Here is a 16,593-nt window from a genome sequence, read left to right as displayed (position 1 = left end):
TGAAAGCCGAAGCTGGCGTTGCCGCAGGCAAGAATGCCCGCGATCCTTTACCCCGTATGAAGTTGAGCCAGTCTCTTTGTTCGCTTCCCGCGATACTACGACGAGAGTGCGCAAGGCTGAGAGCGCAGGTCGAAGACGCGCCGTAGGCGGACAGCGCAGCGTGGCGGGATCCGGCGTCTCAGGCAGGGGCCTCGACGGCGCCGGTGGCGAGGTGCATGATGGCTTCCTGGGTGGCCTTGTCGCGGGCGATTTCGCCGGCGATGCGCCCTTCGTGCATGACGAGTATGCGGTCGCACATTCCGATGACCTCGGGTAGCTCGCTCGAAATCACGAGGATGCCGACGCCCTGGCGCACGAGCGCGTTCATGAGCTTGTAGATTTCGACTTTCGCCCCGACATCGATGCCGCGGGTGGGCTCGTCGAAGATCAGCAGGCGCGATTGCGTGAACAGCCACTTCGCCAGAACGACTTTCTGCTGGTTGCCGCCGGAGAGGTTCTGGACGGCCTGGCCGGCGCCGGGGGTCTTGATGCGGAGGCTCTGGATGTATTCCTCGGTTGCGATCCGTTCGCGGCGCCGGTCGAGCAGCCCACGGCGGGTGAGCGACTTGAGGTTAGCGAGGGTCGTGTTCTCGGCGACGGTCATGCCGAGCACGAGCCCCTGGTTCTTGCGATCTTCGGTGAGGAGGCCGATGCCGTGGCGGATGGCGTCTTGCGGGTTCCGGACGGTGATGGGCTGGCCGTCGAGGTGGAGCGCGCCGGCGTCTGGCCGGTCGGCGCCGAAGATTGCGCGCGCGACCTCGGTTCGCCCGGCGCCCACGAGGCCGGTGAGGCCTACGATCTCGCCTGAATGGATCGAAAAGCTGACGTCCTCGAAGACGCCCCGGCGGGCGAGGCCTTCGACGCGGAGGCGCTCGGCGCCGCGATCGAAGATCTCTTTTGGAAACTCGTCTTTCAGCTCGCGGCCGACCATCATCTGAATAATGCGCTCGCGGGAGAGGTCGCAGAGGTCGCCGGTATGGATGTGTTCCCCGTCGCGCATGATGGTGGCGCGGGTCCCGATCTCGAAGACCTCCTCCAGGCGGTGGGAGATGTAGACGAGCGCGATGCCCTGGCGCTTGAGGGTGTGGATGAGGGCGAATAGCGCTTCCAGCTCGTGGTCGGTGAGCGTGGCGGAGGGCTCGTCCATCACGATAATCCGCGCGTTGACCGAGAGGGCCTTTGCGATCTCGACCATCTGCTGCTGGGCGATGCTCAACTCGTGGACGGGGCGCCGGACGTCAAGCCGCACGCGGATCCGCTCCAGTATGGCCTCCGCCTCGCGGTAGAGGCGCTTCCAGTCGATAATGGGCGAGTTGCCGAGGCAGGGCTCGCGACCGAGGAAGATGTTCTCCGCGACGCTGAGGTAGGGGCTGAGGTTGAACTCCTGGTAGATCATGCTGATGCCCAGTTCCTGGGCGTGCAGGGGCGATTGGATGGAGACGGGCTCCCCCTCAATCAGGATCTCGCCTTCGTCCATCGGCTGCGCGCCGGCCAGGATTTTCATCAGTGTGGACTTGCCGGCCCCGTTTTCTCCGAGGAGGCAATGCACCTCGGCGGGACGCAGCTCCAGGTTTGCGCCCTTCAGCGCGACGACGCCGGGAAAGCGTTTGGTTATTCCGCGCATCTCCAGAATGTATTCGCCCATGGCGGCTCCTGCTGGGTTTGTGGGGCTCGCGCCCGTGAATCGGCCCGGGTATAGTAGCGCATACGGGGGGCCGCGTTCCCGCCCGACGATTTTCATTGAACGGCGCGCCCGCCCGCGCTACCATAGCGGACGGGGATCATACCACCGCCTGCAAACGCCTACGCCGGAGGACGCACCATGGCCTTGTTTTTGTTAGGTACGGGAGCGCAGAAGAATCTGCGCCAGATTTCGGATATGCTGGTGAAGCATGCCGTGCGCACGGAGGGCGTTCCCCGGAAGATTTCGGCCACGAGCGGTGGGTTTCATTTTGTGGCGGAGCGCGCGGAGTTTGAGGGGCCGTTCACCCATTTCTGGATCACGCTGGAGCCGGATCACCCGCTGGCCGCGGAAATGGAGCGCCGCGCCGGGGCCATGGCGGATTGCTGCGCGTGCACCCGGGACGGCGGCTCCCTGCGGATCGCGTTTGCGCCGCCGGATCCGGGATCGGCGCAGGCTTGCCTGGCCAAGCTCGACGCGCTGTGCGCGGGCCTGAGCATTCCGGAAGTCTGGCGCGCGGAGGGCGACAAGTACCGGATCGATCGCGTGAGCGTGGAGCTGTTGTTCCAGGCGATGGTCCAGTACAAGGCGAGCGACGTGCACCTTTCGCCGGGTTGCAGCCCGGTATTCCGCATTGACGGCGACACCCGCACGTCAGACCTGATGGGGCCGCTTTCGGCGGTGCAGATCACGGCGCTTATCCGCGAGGTGGCGCTGGACGAATACTGGAACGAGTTCGTCGAGCACAAGCAAACCAGCTTCAATTACCACCAGTCCGGCCTGGGCTATTCGCGCATTTCGGCGTTCCTGAAATCCGGCGCGCCGCACTGCACGATCCGGTACCTCCCGGAGACGATCCCGAGCTTCGAGGATCTGCACGTGCCGCGGAAGACGATGGAGCAGATGGCGAAGCTGCACCGGGGCCTGGTGCTCGTGACCGGAATGACCGGCAGCGGCAAGACCACGACGGTGGCGGCGCTGGTCGACTGGATCAACGCGAACCGGTCGAGCCACATCCTCACGATCGAGAACCCGATCGAGTTTGTGCACTCGAATAAGAAGTCCATCCTCTCGCAGCGAAACCTGGGCGCGGATGTGGAGTCGTTCTACGATGCGGTCACGGGCGCATTGCGCCACGATCCGGACGTGATCCTTATCGGCGAGATGCGCGATCCGGACACGATCCGGGCCGCAATCAACGCGGCGGCCACGGGGCACCTGGTGATCAGCACGCTGCACGCGAACACGGCGGCGGAGGTGGTCAACCGGGTCGTCAGCTTCTTCGACCCGGTCGAGCGCGATCTGGTGAAGCTCCAGCTGCGCGACGCGCTGAAGTGCGTGATTAACCAGCGCCTGGTGCCGCGGATCGGCGGCGGGCGCGTCCCCGCGCTGGAGATGATGCTGAACGATGTGAAGGCCATTGCGGACGGCATCATGGAAGGGAGCACCGACCATATCCGGGTCGGGATGCAGCAGACGGTTTCGCATTCGTTCCTGTTCGAGCATTATCTGCATAAGCTCTTCAAGGACAAGATGATTGACCTGGAGCACGCGCAGGCCTTCGCGACGGACCAGAGCATGTTTGACCAGATTCGCATGGGGACCTACGCGGTGCCGCGGCTGGACTCCGCGCGCGGCCACTAACGGCCCGTGCCGACGACCTGGACCGGCGAGAAGCCCGCGTGAAGGCAGGGCGGCCGTCCCGGCTGTCTATACCGGCGAAACGCCAGTCCCGTGTACCGCCGGATCTGGGGTTTCGGGCGTTTCCCGGGTTGGCGGGGCCTGCTTCCTGGCACGGTGCCGATGCCAGTGTATAGCGAGGGCCTCGTTGCGAATGGAGACGACGAGGGCCATCAGGAACCAGTACGGCTCCATAATCCGCACGATCAGGAATGATATCGTTCCGATGGAGTGGACGATGAGGGCGACGGTGGCTCCCAGCATGCCCAGGGCAATTCCCCGCGACATCCAATCCTCGGTCCAGAGGTAGGCTTCCCGGGCGGTTTTCAGGAGCCGCCACTGGAGGAACAGGAAGGCGAGGAATCCGAGGAAGCCGGTTTCCAGGAGCACGCGCGCGTACTGGCTGTCGAGGACGGACTCCCAGGCCACGCCGCCGCCAAGCAGGAAATAGGGCGCGCCGAGGGAGAGGATGAAGCCCACCTTGCGCCAGACGTGGACGCGCTCGTAGGTGGATTTGTCGACGCTCACCCCGAGGTCCCTGCCCAGGATTTCGAGCTGCACGCCTCCCTGATCGGGCACGGTGTTGGTGACGCGCTCGATGACGCGTTCGGGCATGATGGCGGCCGAGAACAGGAGTACGCCCGCGACGGCGGCGATAATGATGTAGTTTCGGGTAACGAGCGCGATGACGACGACGCCGGCGACGAGCGCGCCGTAGGATGCGCGCGAAAGGGTGTAGAGGAGGGGGATGAAGCCCGTGATGCCGATGGCGAGGAAGAGGAGCTTCTGGCGGGGGCGGGGCGCCTGCAACAGGAGCCCCAACGCCACGCACAGGCAGAGCACGAGATAGCCGCCGAGGGTATTGGGCTCGGTGCCGCCGTGCTCGAAGGGGGCGCTCACCCTCGGCGTTGTCCGGATGCTGTAGATGGCGTAGATGCTGACGGCCAGCATGACGAGGTAGAGCATGGCGAGGGGGGCGCGAATCTCCCGGGAGCGCCGGACCGCGTGCGCGACGAGGAAGAAGATCAGGTAGAACTCGAGCATTTTGACCATGACGAAGAAGGCGTCGACGCGGTCCCAGGCGGGGAGGGCGCGTTCGAGCGCCAGGAGGGTCGAGAGTATGCACACGCCGTAGTAGGTCACGATAGCGGCGTTGATCGGGCTGGGCTGCCACAATCTGACGCGGCCCTCGAAGGTAAGCTTCACCATGACGCCGAGGAAGATAATGACGATCAGGAGATCGCCGTAGCGCACGGTAACGCTCCGGAGCACATTGGAGCCTTCCGCCAATTCGATCTCGGGGGAGAGCATCATGGCGGCGAGGAGGACGAAGAGGCCGACTTCGACCTTGAGGACGGTCCCGCCGAAGACAACGAGGCTTACGGCGAGGGCCAGTGTGAGGCTGTCGTTGGCCAGGATGAGATGCTGGAGCACCAGGCAGAGGCTGCACAGCAGCATGCAGGCCGCGAACACGGGGACTTCGATCTGGCTTTCGGCGACTTCGCCGCGGCCGATGCCGCGCTCTGATCGGAACAGGGCCATTTCCGGTCACCTCGTGGCCGGGGCGCGAAACGGGCCATTGGCGAGATGGGGGCGGCGCATGGCTAGAAGTGGTACCACTTGCGGCGGCCGGCGGAGCCGTCGTCGTAGTAGTAATAGTAATAGTAGTAGTGGCGGCGGGTGGTCTCCAGGCCGTTCACGACGACGCCTGCGACATCGACTTTGGCGGTGAGGAGGAGCTTTTTCGCGCGGACAACGGTCTCGCGGCGGGCATTGTTTGTGGAGACGACCATCATACAGGTGTCGACATGGGTGGCGAGGAGGACGGGGTCGGTCACGACGAGTACCGAGGGCGCGTCGCAGATGACGAGGTCGAAGGCGGCTCCGAGCTTGCGCATGAGGTGCTCCATTGCGTCGGAGCCCATCAGCTCGGACGGATTGGGCGGCACGCGCCCGCTGGAGACGACCCAGAGGTTGTCGATGCGTGTTTTTCGTATGACGGTGTCGGGGTCAACGCCCTCGCGCAAGACATCGGCGAGCCCGGGGCCGCGCTCCATGCGGAGGACGCGGTGTACGTTGGGGCGGCGCAGGTCGGTATCGACGAGGAGGACGCGCATGCCGCGGTCGGCCATGGTCACGGCAAGATTCACGGCTGTGGTGGTCTTGCCTTCACCGGGGACCGCGCTGGTCACCATGAGGGTGCGCGGTTTCTTCTGAATGGTCGCGAACTGGAAGTTGGTTCGGAGGGTGCGGTAGGCCTCCGAGATTGGCGACTTGGGGTCGTGCTGGGTGACGATGCAGCTGTCGATCTGTTCCTCGTCGACGGTGCTGACGTAGGTTGCGCGGCGGCGGCGGTTTCCGCGGGGGCGGCCGAAGCGCATTCGGGGGATGGTTCCGATGACTTCGAGTCCGATGTATTCGTTCACATCGTCGATGCTGCGGATGGAGGTATCGTTAAACTCGACGGCCATGGCCAGGGCGAAGGAAAGTAGCGCGCCGGCCAGCCCGCCAATCAGGAAGTTGATCCAGACATTGCGGCTGCCCGGCTGCCGTTCGGGCACGCCGACGATGGGCGCGGAGGCGGACCGCTCCACGGTGCCGAGGCCGTGCTCGATACTTGCGCGCACTTCGAGCTCCCTGTCGGAGGCTTTGTTGAGTTGCTCCTCGATGTTGTCGACTTCGCGCTTGAGGCTGTCCGCGGTCCACTTGAGGTTGGCGAGTTCGGGCAGTTGGGGCAGGAGGGTTTCCCGCTCTCGCTCGATGGCCCCGGCCTGGATTTCGAGGGAGGCCATCTGAAGCCGGAGGTCGATCTGCTGCTGGTATATTTCCTTGCGTTTGGCCCAGATATCGCTGCCTCCGGGGACGCCGGAATCGCGCCTCCGCTCCGCTTCGAGGATGACCTCGCGGACCTCGGCGATCTCTTCCTCCAGCTCGACGAGACGCGGCCATGCGGGCTGGTAGATTGCGCTGAGGGTCATTTTCTCTTCGAGCAGGGCGTCCAGCTCGGCGAACAGTCCGGCCACGAGGTTGTCGCTGGGCTGGTTCAGGGCTTCCGGGAACTGCTCCCCGGCAAGCACAAGCTCCGCCTCGAGATCGCTCAGTTTCCGCGCCGCGGCCTCGCCTGCGGCCTCGATTTCGCGCAGTTCGCGGTCCTTGCGCGCCAATTCCTCGTCGATGTTTTCGTAGGGGCGTCCGCTGTGGCGCTGCTTGAAGGCGAGGCGATCGGCTTCCGCGCCGGCCAGGGCCGTCCTGAGGGATTCGATATGGCGCCGTATGAAGGCGTGTTTCTCCCGGACGTCTTCGAGGTGCACCTGCCGGTTCATTTCCACGAAGACCCGGGAGGCGTACTCGGCAATATCCTCCGCCTCGCCCGGAGACGCGCAATCCCGCACGTGGATCTCGACCTTTCCGACGCCGTCCTCGGTCAGGGGGCTGAGGGCGAGCCGGGCCTCGATCCGGGCGGCCTCGCGCTTGAACTCCTCCGGGGCAACGACGCCGCTGAGCGGCCCGCCGGTGGCGATGTCGCGCTGTATGAGGGCCTGCGCCACCTTTTCGGCGAGCGCGGCGACGCTGGTTTCCTTGACGATCTGTTCCGCCCGCAGCGTGAAATCGGAGCGCGGTGACTGAGGGGAGAGGATAGAGTACTGGGCCGGCTTGATATAGAGGCTTCCGGTGGCCTGGTAGCGCGCCGGGGTGACTTCGCGCGTGAGCCACATCCCCCCGCCGAACGCGAGCGCGCCGAGCAGCGTGCCGGCGAGTAGCAACAGCCACCGATCCGCGAGCACGTTGAGCACGGATCGGAAGTTGTCTCTTCCCTGGCGCGGCGCGTCGTCCAGTATGGGGGTATCGAGGCTCGTGGACATGGCGCTAGTCTTTTCGCACCTCGGCGCGCGCTTCGAGGGCGGCCAGGAACGCGTCGTCGTGGCCGAATCCCTGCAGGTCGAGGCTGCGTTCCCATCGGATATCCTCGGGGCGGTCGTGAATGGTGGGTGTCACGAAGATCATGAGTTCACGGCTCGTCTGGCTTCGCTCCTTGTGTTTGAAGAGATTGCCGAAGATGGGCAGACTCCCAAGCCCGGGCAGCTTCTGGATCACGGTGTGGTTGTCGGCCATGACGATCCCGCCGATTACGAGGGACTGTCCGTCGCGGACGATGCGCTGGCTTTCGCTGGAGCGGACCGCGCGTACGGGCACGCCGTTGGAAACGCCGACGGCGGTGGAGACTTCGGGCGAGAGCTCCACGAGGATGTAGCGCTCGCCGTCGGGATCCCGCCGTACATGGGGCGTCACGTCCATCTTAATTCCGATTTCCAGAAAGCGGATGTGTTCCACAGCGGAAAAGCCGGCGGTTCCGAGTTCGGTGTAGGGGAATTCCTCGATCATGCGGATCGAGGCCGACCGGTGGTTTACCGTTCCGATGTAGGGGGATGCGAGCAATTCGGCCTTGCCGTCGGCGACGAGGGCATCGAGCATGAGGCCGAGGTCGATGCCGCTGTTCATGTAGCCGAAGAACATCTGCCCGGGCGCGGCGACCTGGACGGGCACCTGGAGCCGGCGGTCGAACATGTCCTCGTCGATGAAGCGCCTGTTGAGGGCGGCGCCCGTGTTCCGGGCGTTGCTCTGGAGGGACTCGTTGGCGTTGGGCCCCGAGAACTGGCGGATTGAATTGAGGAGGGCGTCGCGGCGGGGCGAGGGGGTGTAGCCGCCGCCCGCGCGATCGCCCTGCACGAACCAGCGCACACCCAGCTCCCTGGCGGCCTCCGTCTCGACTTCGACGATTTTGGCCTCGATCAGCACCTGCGTGATCTGGGATTTCATCTGGTCCAGCTCGCGGATGACGCCCATCATGTTCTGCAACACGGCGGGCTCGTCGGTGAGAATCATGCTGTTGGTCGCCGGATCGAAGCTGACGCTTCCGCCGCCGCTGGACATACCGGACAGGGCCGCTTCGAGGGTTGCCGCATCGGCGTTGTCCAGCGGAACGACCTGGGTCTGCATGGACTGGGTTCGCATGTACGCCTGGGGGAAGGCTCCCCGTTCCGAACTACGGGTCACGGTAACACGCGGGCTTTTCAGTACGCTCTTGAGCCCGAGCGCGATGCGGTCGGCGGCGGCTTCGAGCGCGAGGCCCTGAACGGCAACGTTGCCGATGTAGGGCATTTCCACGTTGCCATTCCCATCGACCTGGGTGGCGGCGGACAGCTCGGGCTGGCGGTGTACGTTGATGTAGACCAGATCGCCCGGCTTCAGCGGGCCATCCTCCGCGGGCTGCGCGGGAGCCGTGGCCGCCGCGCACAGGGCCGCGATCAGGGCGGCGGCCCACCCGATTTTCACCATGCTTATCATCGCATTACTCCCTGTGTGGTTCTCGAGCCTGGCGTATATCCCGGCGGCGCTATTCATGCGGAGCGCCCGCGGCGGCAGCGCCGCGCGTCCAGGCCTCCAGTTCGGCCCCCGGGTCCTCCCGGCGCTCGACGGGCGAATCGTATGGCGGGGCGGGCGCACCCGGCGCCGCCACGCCGAATTCGGCCGTATCATCCGCCGGCGTCTGTGCCGCGGGCCGCGCCACGGCCACCGGCTCGGATGCCGCGGTTGCGGGCGGATCGCCTGTGAAAGACTGCCACTGAAGGCGCTCGTGAAGTTCCGCCGCCGCCGCGGGGGCGATTCCGGGCGTCTGGAGCGCACGGTTCCAGTATCGCGAGGCGGTTTCTTCGTGCGCGCGGCGCGCGTCCGCGTCGGTTTCGGCGAGGCCGGCGCGGGTGCGGTGCATATCGCCCAGTTCCCGGTAGTCGACCTCCGCGCTGAAATTGTCGGGGAGCGTGGCCGCCTGTAGGTATGCGGTTTCGGCCTCGTCGTACGCGCCCTTCATCCGGTAGGCCCGCGCCAGGTAGCGCAGGACCATCAAGGCGGCCGCGGGATCGTCCGCGGGAACGATTTGATCGCGTAGCACAGCGATCGCCGCGTCGTAATTTTGCGCTTCGAAGTGCACCCGTCCGGTCAACGCGAGCGCCCGCGGGCGCTTCGGGTGCTGGGGAAATTCTTCGGCAAAGGACGCGAAAAGCGCGAGCGCCCGCTCGTAGCGGGGCCGGGCGGCGTCGGTCGGGGTGTCATTCCCGACCGAAAGCAGGGTCGCGTTCGCGGCGTGAAACAGCGCGTCGGCGCGGCTCGGGCCACCGCGGGAGGCGACCTGCTCATACGCCGCGGCGGCATCCGCGTACTGCCGGCCGACCATGAATCGGGCAGCCTGCGCGGCGCGGTCTTCCGTTCGGACGAGCCCCGGCGCGAGCACATAGAACCAGATTCCCGCCACGATGGCCGCGGCCGTGGCCACGCCGGCGATCAGACGCGCGGTGCGCCACATCCTTCGGGCGAGGCGGGAGTGCCGGCGCGACCGGCGGCGGGCATGGGCCTGGCTGTAGCTTTCCTCTCCCCCACTCCCGTTCAGCTCCAGCGCACGAGGCGGAGCGGCGGCGGGTTCTTCGCCAATGTGGATTTCCGGGAGGGCGGGCATTCCGGCCGCTGGCGGCTGCCCGAGGGAATTCATCAATTGCTCGGCTTTTTGCAGCGCCTCGCGGTGGGGGCTGGAAACGGACGGGGCGGTTTCCGGCGCCATTCCCTCCGGATCGCAATCAAGTTCCGCGCGAGCCGCCAGCTCCAGGTGGGGCGCCTCGTCCACGGCGGAATGGATGACCCCGTCTTCCAGAAAATTGTCGAAGTCGCCGTCCTCGCCGGGAATCGCTTCCGGGACCGCGAACTCCACGCCGGCGCCGCCGGGATCCGGATCGGGCACGGCGGGCCCGTCCTCCTCGGGATCGCCGGCGGACGGCGCCGATCGCCACGCAACTGGCCGGTGATCACGGATGGGATTGGCCGATTCCGGGAGCGGGCCGGGATCCACGCCATGCGCATCCAGGCCCTCGGGGAGCTCGACGGCTTCGGGGGCCGGCGCGGGTGGATCCTCGAGCACGTGACCGGGCGCCCGCCCGGCTTCCAACGCGTCAATAATTGCCTGAAAGGCCGCCGCGGCGTGCTCGCTTTCCGCGCCCAGGGTCTCCCCGGCGGGATCGGGGGCCAGGTTGGCGTCGAGTGTGAGGTCCCGGGGACCGCTGGAGAGCGCCGCGAGACTCGCCTCCTCGTCGACATCCGCCACGCCGGCCTCGTAGAAGCTCAGGGGCGCGGACGGGTTCAAATCGGGATCGGGCGCTTCGGTGGCGCGGGCGGGCGGGCGCGTCAAGCCGGACATTTGAATGAAGTCGAGCGCATTCGCGCGCTGCCCCTCGGGTACGCCGCTGTCGAGGCGGGCATCCGCGGGAATCCCGCGCATGAGCGCGCCCTCCAGAGAATCATCAACGTCAGACGACTGCCATTCATCGCCGGTGGCGAGAGGGGCCCGATCGTGTTCGGCTTCCGCGCTCATTCGCCGCCCGCTCCCTGGCGATCGCGGGCCGACCGCAGCAGCATGTCGGCGGCGCGGCGATCGCGGGCCTGTGGGGTCCTCGGCGCCGGTTCCCGGAAGATTCCGGCGCCGGTCGTTTCCCCGAGCACGCGCGCGGGCATTCCCGCCGCCGCGGCGGCGCGGGCGCGGCGTTCCGGGTCGGGAAGGGCCGTCTTGTCGATGGTGTGCAGGATATTTTCGGGCGTAATGGTCTTCGTCTGTAACTGGGCGGCGAGCAGCAGCGCGTTCCGGCAGAGCGTCACGATGACGCGGGGGCTGCCCTCGGCCCAGGCATGGATAGCGCGGAGGGCGGCGTCCTCGAAGGCGGGCCCCGTGCCGGTATCCGCGCCGGCCTGGCGCAGCCGGAAGTCGATGAACTGCCGCATTTCCTCGAACTCGATGGGCTGGAGGGTGTAGGTGAGGTTGACGCGCTGCTCGAAATTGGGGGCTGCGCGAAGCACCTGGACCCATTCGAGTTGAGCGAAGAGGAGCAGGTTGAGCAGTTTCTGCTGTTGGGTTTCGAGGTTCTGTATCAGCCGCAGGAGCTCGAGCTGGCCGCGCTTGTTGAGGTTTTGCGCGTCGTCGATGATCAGGGTGCAGATGCGGCCGCGGTTCTCGAGCAGGTGCTGGTTCAGCGCCTCCATGTGGGCGACGAAGGAGTTTTCCCGGGGGCGCAGCCCGAACTGGGCGACGATGCTTTCCAGCAGCGCAAAACTCGTCCAGGAGGGGATGGGCGAGCCAACGACAGCGGTCAGGTAGCGGTCGGGATCCGCGGCCATGCCGGTGAGCAACTTGCGCAGGAGCGTGGTCTTGCCGGTGCCGTAGTTCCCGAGCACGACGGCAATGCCATGGCGGGCGTCAATCGCGTTCCAGAGGCGGAAGAGGCACTCCTTGTGGCCCTGGGTGGCGAAGAAATACACGGGGTCCGCGGTGGGTGCAAAGGGCTGCTCCCGTAAGCCCAGCAGGCCAAGATACGACTGCGATTCATCCATGCGCTTAGCCCAGGTTGTCGGGGACTCCGGGGGACGCGCGCCCGGGACCCTGCGATGAAGCGATCGCCGCCGGTCGCTGCCCGACCACGCGGCCAGGGCCTCCCGGGGGCGGGGGCGTGTTGGCGCGCGCCAGTCTCCGGGGCGCACCCGCCCGGGCGCCAGCGAGGCGGCGCCGGTCCGGGCGCTAACTCACCAAAGCCATGATATCGAAACGGTTTAGCGCTGTCAACCGATTACCCGTGGCGGCTGTCGGGATCCAAGCCGCGGTCGGTGAAAATAACTTGGTTTCAGGCGGCAATCGTGCTATAACCTTGAGCAGTAGCGTACAACGGCGGGGCTGGAGCCGTCCGCACCGGGAGTCGCAATGCGATGAGAAAAGAACGGGTGGTAATACTCACTGGCCCCCTTCAGGGGTCGTCGGTGGAGATCAAGGGCAAGCTCTCGATCGGGCGCAACCCCGACAACGACTTGCAGCTTGAGGATCTCCAGATATCCCGGCAGCACGCCGTGATCGAGCAGAAAGAGCACGCCACCGTCGTCAAGGATCTGGGCAGCGGCAACGGCACCTGGATTGGCGATCGCAAGATCGTGGAGTACAAGCTCTCCAGCGGGAACATCATCCGGCTCGGCACCCACGATCTGCGCTTTGAGTCCGAAGCCGTGGATCAGGGAGAGGTCCAGGCCGAGGCCACCCGCGAAGCGGAGCGCGGTAGCAGCGGCGTGAAGTTCGACAACTCCATGGGTACGCGCTACGAGACGGCCAAGGCCGCCAACGTGTACGAGACGTTTTTTCAGAGCCCGGGGGCGGCGGCGAGCGACGCGAAGCTGGCCGAAATCCAGCAGCGCCTCCGCGCGGTGTACTCCGCGAACGAAATCATCACGAGCGAGCGCAACCTTTCCAAGCTCTTCGCGCGGGTCATGGAGGAAATCTTCCAGCTCATCCCGGCCCACAACGGGGTGATCCTGCTCCAGGCGCCCGGCAGCGACGAGTTGGTGACGGAGTACGTGCGGTCGGGCAACCAGAATGTCGACGTGAAGATCAGTTCCTCGATCGTGAACCGCGCATTCGAGCATGGCGAGGCGATTATTACGTTTGACGCCGCCGACGACTCCCGCTTCGAGACTGGCGCCAGCATCATCAGCCACAATATCGCGTCGGCGATGTGCGCGCCGCTCACCTGCCAGAGCGAGCGGCTCGGGGTCATTTACGTGGATACCCGGGGCGCCACGAACGCGTTCGTCAACAGCGACCTGGAGTTGCTCGTCGCCCTGGCGGGCCCCGCCGGCGTCGCCATCAAGAATGCGCAATATGTCCGCATGCTGGAAAAAGCCTACGAAGACACGCTGCTCGTGCTCGCAAACGCCATCGAATTGCGGGACCACTACACCGTGGGCCACACGTGGCGCGTGACGAATTTCACGATCGAGGTGGCGCGCGAACTGGGCTGGTCCGAGGAAAAGATCAAGGAAGTCAGGATGGGCGGCGTACTCCACGATGTCGGCAAGATCGCCGTGGACGACGCGATCCTCCGGAAACCCGACCGCCTCACCGACGAGGAGTTCGATAAGATCAAGGTGCATCCGGAGAAGGGCGCGCAACTCCTGCAAGACGTCAGTTTCCTGGAGCCGCTGATCCCGTACTGCCTGTACCACCACGAGCGCTACGACGGCAAGGGCTACCCCAAGGGCCTCGCCGGGGAAGACATACCCATTGAGGGCCGCGCCCTGGCCGTGGGCGACACCTTCGACGCGCTCACGAGCAACCGCCCGTACCGCAAGGGACTCGATCCGGAAAAGGCCATCCAGATCATCGAGGAGAACAAGGGCACCCAGTTCGATCCCGCGTGTGCGGACGCGCTGATCCGCTGCTTCCGCAACGGAAAAATCGACCGGATCCTCCAGGATTACTACAAGAGTTCCGAGCGCAGCATCGCCTGCCCGTTCTGCAGCACCTTCATCCAGCTGAACGAAGCCACGACCGAGGGGGCGGAGGTGTCGTGCGAGGTGTGCCACCGCGCGGTACAGGTGATGCGAAAGAACGACGCGTGGTTTGGCGAGCTGGTTCCCGAGGCCCGGCGCACGTCCCAGCCCCGCATGAGCTATTCGATGACGGAGAGCGATCGCGGCTGATCGGGCGGGGCGCAGGGCATTCCCACGCGCCCCGGATCCGCTTCGTTATGCTACAATTCCGCCCATGAAGGCTTCGCGTGTTGCAATGAAGAACGCGGTCGCAACCGACCCCTCCCGGATTCTTGTGGCCTGCACCGATCTCGACTATGGCGCCACGCTGGCCAACTTCCTGGCCGCCGAACGCGCCGAAACGGAACGGTGCCACGACGCCGCCGGCGTGCTCCGGCTGGCGAGCCGCCGCCGCTTCGACGTGATTATCCTCGATCTGGAGCTGGGCGGGGAGAGCGACGTCGAGCTCGTCTCCTTCGTCCGGGAGCAGTACCCCCATACCCGGCTTGTGCTGTTGTTCGACATCGACGATCTCGAGGCGGCGCTGGAGGGGGTTCGCCAGGGGGCCTTTTTCTACCTGCCCAAATCGAGCCCGCCTTCGGATGTAGCGCTGGCGGTCGCGAAGGCGCGTCAGATGCAGGAGCTGACCTCGACGGCCGACCAGTACGCCCAGGGGTTCGTGGAGGAGCTGGCGGGCAACAGCCCCGCCATGCAGAAAGTCATCCGGCTCATCCAGAAGGTGGCCCCGACCGACGGAACCGTGCTGCTGCTGGGCGAGAGCGGCACCGGCAAAGAAGTCCTGGCAAACGCGGTGCATCGGCTGAGCAAGCGCAAGGATCAGGCCTTCGTGGCGATCAACTGCGCCGCGCTGCCGGAGGCGCTCCTCGAAAGCGAGATGTTTGGCCACGTAAAGGGCGCATTCACCGGCGCCGACCAGGACAAGGTGGGTTTGTTTGAAGAAGCCGACGGCGGGACGATTTTTCTGGACGAGATCGGCGATATGGCCCCGATCACGCAGGCGAAACTGCTTCGCGTCCTTCAGAACGGCGAGATCCGGCGGGTCGGATCGAGCGTGCCGTCGCGGGTGAATGTCCGGATTATTGCGGCGACCAACCGCGATCTCGTGCAGGCGGTTGCGGACCATAAGTTCCGGGAAGACTTATACTTCCGGCTCAATGTGGTTCAAATTCGCATCCCGCCGCTCCGGGAACGCATGGAGGCGCTTCCGGGGCTGATCCAGCATTTCATCAAGCTGGCGAACAGCCGTTTCGGCAAGCAGGTGCAGGGCATGGACGATCACACCCGGAGCCTGCTGATGAATTACGAGTTTCCGGGAAATGTGCGCGAACTGGAGACGATTATCGCGCATGCCGTGATCATGGCCGACGGGGACATGATCCGGGCCGCGGACCTGCCGGAGCAGGTGCAATTCGGGCTGTCGCCCCGGCTGCGCCTCGCGCACGACGCGGGCAGCACCGTGCGATCCCTGGCGGAAGTCGAGGAGACCCACATCCGCACGACGCTTGAATCGCTTAACGGCAATCAGACGAAAGCGGCGAAACTGCTGGGGATATCGCGATCGACGCTGTGGCGGAAAATGAAGGAATACGGGATCGAGGCGTAGGGGTGGGTAAAACGCGATCACGGACCGCCTATGGCCCGCTGGTCCATAGGTTGTGCTTACAGCACAATATTGACGGGGTCGGTATCGCGCGCCTGAAATGCCGACGGAACAACCCGCCGAACAAGGGCGTACACGGGCTGTCCGTATCTCGCGCACAGCTGGGCGTGAAGATCGAAATACGTATTCGCAGTGGCCACAACTTGCTGGTCGCGAACAGCCACGAACTTGTTGGCGTAGTCCCGAAGCAAGCGATCTTGCTGCGACCGGAAATACGCCTCGTCGCGATCAGGATCCACCACGGCGCCTTCAGGAAGCCCAGCTTCAGTATGGAGCATGGTCTTTGACATACCCTAAGTATACCGGATTGGCGAATAGCTGGCAATACGCGCCATGCTCCGGTCCTTGGCAAGACCTCGCCGATTCGTTAGACTTCCGTTGTGCGGCGCGTCTGGTGGTCGTGCGAGAACCGCGGAAAGACGGGAGTTAAAATCGATGACGCAGTCATGGGGCTTTTTTGCGCGGCGAATGTGGCGAACATCGTTGCGGCTTTACATTCCGAATTCGTCGGGAGGGGTATTATATTCTCTGGAATGGGACGATGCGATACTTGATACGGGCTCGCCCGTGCATGTCATCCCGGGTCGCGCCCCGAGTTTCGACAGCCCGGGAGAGGCCCGGCTCGTTGAGCGGATCGGTGTGGAACTGACCGAGTCCGGGAATAGGAAGGTAAACATTGAGTTGCCCCACAGCGGCCTATTCCCGATGCCGATCGGCGGTGTGGAAGCCAAACCGCGTGTGCGATTCGAATTCTGGGGCCGCCTCCAATCCCGTCAGATACCGATGCTTGGCGAAGCGCCATTCATTATTATGGACACAACGCACCCGATCATAAGTGTCGGGCAATGCCTGGAGGACGGCGGACAATTCCTTCTGGAGCATGGCCGTTTCCAGGTCCGTTGACGAATCCAATCCTTATTGGGGCGCCTGCCCGGCGGGCGGTCCCGCGCCGGCGCCTGAGATGACTACGTCACAAGCCCCTGCACCGCGTTGACTTCGGGCATCCGCGCCCCTATAATTAGGTTCAATCAATATTGCTGATCCGGCATCAGGTACGTGAGAAGCAAGGATTTAGGTCAATACCCAGCAGCCGGGTTTGGCTGGGCCGCTGGATATTCATTTATAC

General features: G+C 65.1%; 11 protein-coding genes. 4 read left to right on the top strand and 7 right to left on the bottom strand.

Features of this window, described 5'->3' with window-relative positions; all coding sequences use genetic code 11:
- Nucleotides 1-178: 178 nt before the first annotated feature.
- Nucleotides 179-1,684: a sugar ABC transporter ATP-binding protein gene (locus tag KF886_08600; protein ID MBX3177405.1), complete on the bottom strand. Its 1,506-nt coding sequence runs from the start codon at nt 1,682-1,684 to the stop codon at nt 179-181.
- Between the two features lie 177 nt (nt 1,685-1,861).
- Here KF886_08600 and KF886_08595 point away from each other — a divergent pair, with 177 nt between their 5' ends.
- On the top strand, nt 1,862-3,364 hold the full coding sequence (locus KF886_08595) for a PilT/PilU family type 4a pilus ATPase (protein ID MBX3177404.1): 1,503 nt from the start codon (nt 1,862-1,864) through the stop codon (nt 3,362-3,364).
- A 66-nt stretch (nt 3,365-3,430) separates the two neighbouring features.
- On the opposite strand, the gene KF886_08590 is transcribed toward KF886_08595, so the two are convergent.
- From KF886_08590 to KF886_08570, 5 genes are all read right to left on the bottom strand, one after another.
- On the bottom strand, nt 3,431-4,942 hold the full coding sequence (locus tag KF886_08590; protein ID MBX3177403.1) for a hypothetical protein: 1,512 nt from the start codon (nt 4,940-4,942) through the stop codon (nt 3,431-3,433).
- 62 nt (nt 4,943-5,004) lie between these two features.
- Nucleotides 5,005-7,263 (bottom strand): polysaccharide biosynthesis tyrosine autokinase, encoded by a 2,259-nt coding sequence (locus KF886_08585; protein MBX3177402.1) that lies wholly within the window; start codon nt 7,261-7,263, stop codon nt 5,005-5,007.
- 4 nt (nt 7,264-7,267) lie between these two features.
- Nucleotides 7,268-8,746: a polysaccharide biosynthesis/export family protein gene (locus tag KF886_08580; protein ID MBX3177401.1), complete on the bottom strand. Its 1,479-nt coding sequence runs from the start codon at nt 8,744-8,746 to the stop codon at nt 7,268-7,270.
- A 49-nt stretch (nt 8,747-8,795) separates the two neighbouring features.
- Nucleotides 8,796-10,817 (bottom strand): hypothetical protein, encoded by a 2,022-nt coding sequence (locus tag KF886_08575; protein ID MBX3177400.1) that lies wholly within the window; start codon nt 10,815-10,817, stop codon nt 8,796-8,798.
- A complete protein-coding gene (locus KF886_08570; GenBank protein MBX3177399.1) occupies nt 10,814-11,827 on the bottom strand; it encodes an AAA family ATPase in 1,014 nt (337 codons plus the stop codon). The genes KF886_08575 and KF886_08570 overlap by 4 nt, the downstream gene beginning before the upstream one ends.
- A gap of 369 nt (nt 11,828-12,196) precedes the next feature.
- Between KF886_08570 and KF886_08565 the strand changes: the two genes are divergently transcribed.
- Together KF886_08565 and KF886_08560 are read left to right on the top strand one after the other, a co-directional pair.
- Nucleotides 12,197-13,957, top strand: a complete 1,761-nt coding sequence (locus tag KF886_08565) for an FHA domain-containing protein (protein ID MBX3177398.1) — start codon at nt 12,197-12,199, stop codon at nt 13,955-13,957.
- Nucleotides 13,958-14,042: 85 nt separating this feature from the next.
- Nucleotides 14,043-15,410 carry a sigma-54-dependent Fis family transcriptional regulator gene (locus KF886_08560; GenBank protein MBX3177397.1) on the top strand — a complete coding sequence of 456 codons (1,368 nt, stop codon included), beginning with the start codon at nt 14,043-14,045 and terminating at the stop codon, nt 15,408-15,410.
- Nucleotides 15,411-15,466: 56 nt separating this feature from the next.
- Here KF886_08560 and KF886_08555 read toward each other — a convergent pair whose 3' ends face one another.
- Nucleotides 15,467-15,757: a hypothetical protein gene (locus KF886_08555; GenBank protein MBX3177396.1), complete on the bottom strand. Its 291-nt coding sequence runs from the start codon at nt 15,755-15,757 to the stop codon at nt 15,467-15,469.
- A gap of 145 nt (nt 15,758-15,902) precedes the next feature.
- Between KF886_08555 and KF886_08550 the strand changes: the two genes are divergently transcribed.
- Nucleotides 15,903-16,370 (top strand): hypothetical protein, encoded by a 468-nt coding sequence (locus KF886_08550; protein MBX3177395.1) that lies wholly within the window; start codon nt 15,903-15,905, stop codon nt 16,368-16,370.
- The last annotated feature ends 223 nt before the right edge of the window (nt 16,371-16,593 follow it).

Source organism: Candidatus Hydrogenedentota bacterium (genome assembly GCA_019637335.1).
GTDB lineage: Bacteria > Hydrogenedentota > Hydrogenedentia > Hydrogenedentales > JAEUWI01 > JAEUWI01.
The sequence above is the reverse complement of the archived record's forward strand: the minus strand, read 5'-3'. Positions and strand labels throughout refer to the sequence as shown.

Bases quoted from the DNA above. Each gene is read 5' to 3' on its own strand.
- KF886_08600 (MBX3177405.1), bottom strand. From the start codon at position 1,684: ATGGGCGAATACATTCTGGAGATGCGCGGAATAACCAAACGCTTTCCC.
- KF886_08595 (MBX3177404.1), top strand. From the start codon at position 1,862: ATGGCCTTGTTTTTGTTAGGTACGGGAGCGCAGAAGAATCTGCGCCAG.
- KF886_08590 (MBX3177403.1), bottom strand. From the start codon at position 4,942: ATGGCCCTGTTCCGATCAGAGCGCGGCATCGGCCGCGGCGAAGTCGCC.
- KF886_08585 (MBX3177402.1), bottom strand. From the start codon at position 7,263: ATGTCCACGAGCCTCGATACCCCCATACTGGACGACGCGCCGCGCCAG.
- KF886_08580 (MBX3177401.1), bottom strand. From the start codon at position 8,746: ATGATAAGCATGGTGAAAATCGGGTGGGCCGCCGCCCTGATCGCGGCC.
- KF886_08575 (MBX3177400.1), bottom strand. From the start codon at position 10,817: ATGAGCGCGGAAGCCGAACACGATCGGGCCCCTCTCGCCACCGGCGAT.
- KF886_08570 (MBX3177399.1), bottom strand. From the start codon at position 11,827: ATGGATGAATCGCAGTCGTATCTTGGCCTGCTGGGCTTACGGGAGCAG.
- KF886_08565 (MBX3177398.1), top strand. From the start codon at position 12,197: ATGAGAAAAGAACGGGTGGTAATACTCACTGGCCCCCTTCAGGGGTCG.
- KF886_08560 (MBX3177397.1), top strand. From the start codon at position 14,043: ATGAAGAACGCGGTCGCAACCGACCCCTCCCGGATTCTTGTGGCCTGC.
- KF886_08555 (MBX3177396.1), bottom strand. From the start codon at position 15,757: ATGTCAAAGACCATGCTCCATACTGAAGCTGGGCTTCCTGAAGGCGCC.
- KF886_08550 (MBX3177395.1), top strand. From the start codon at position 15,903: ATGACGCAGTCATGGGGCTTTTTTGCGCGGCGAATGTGGCGAACATCG.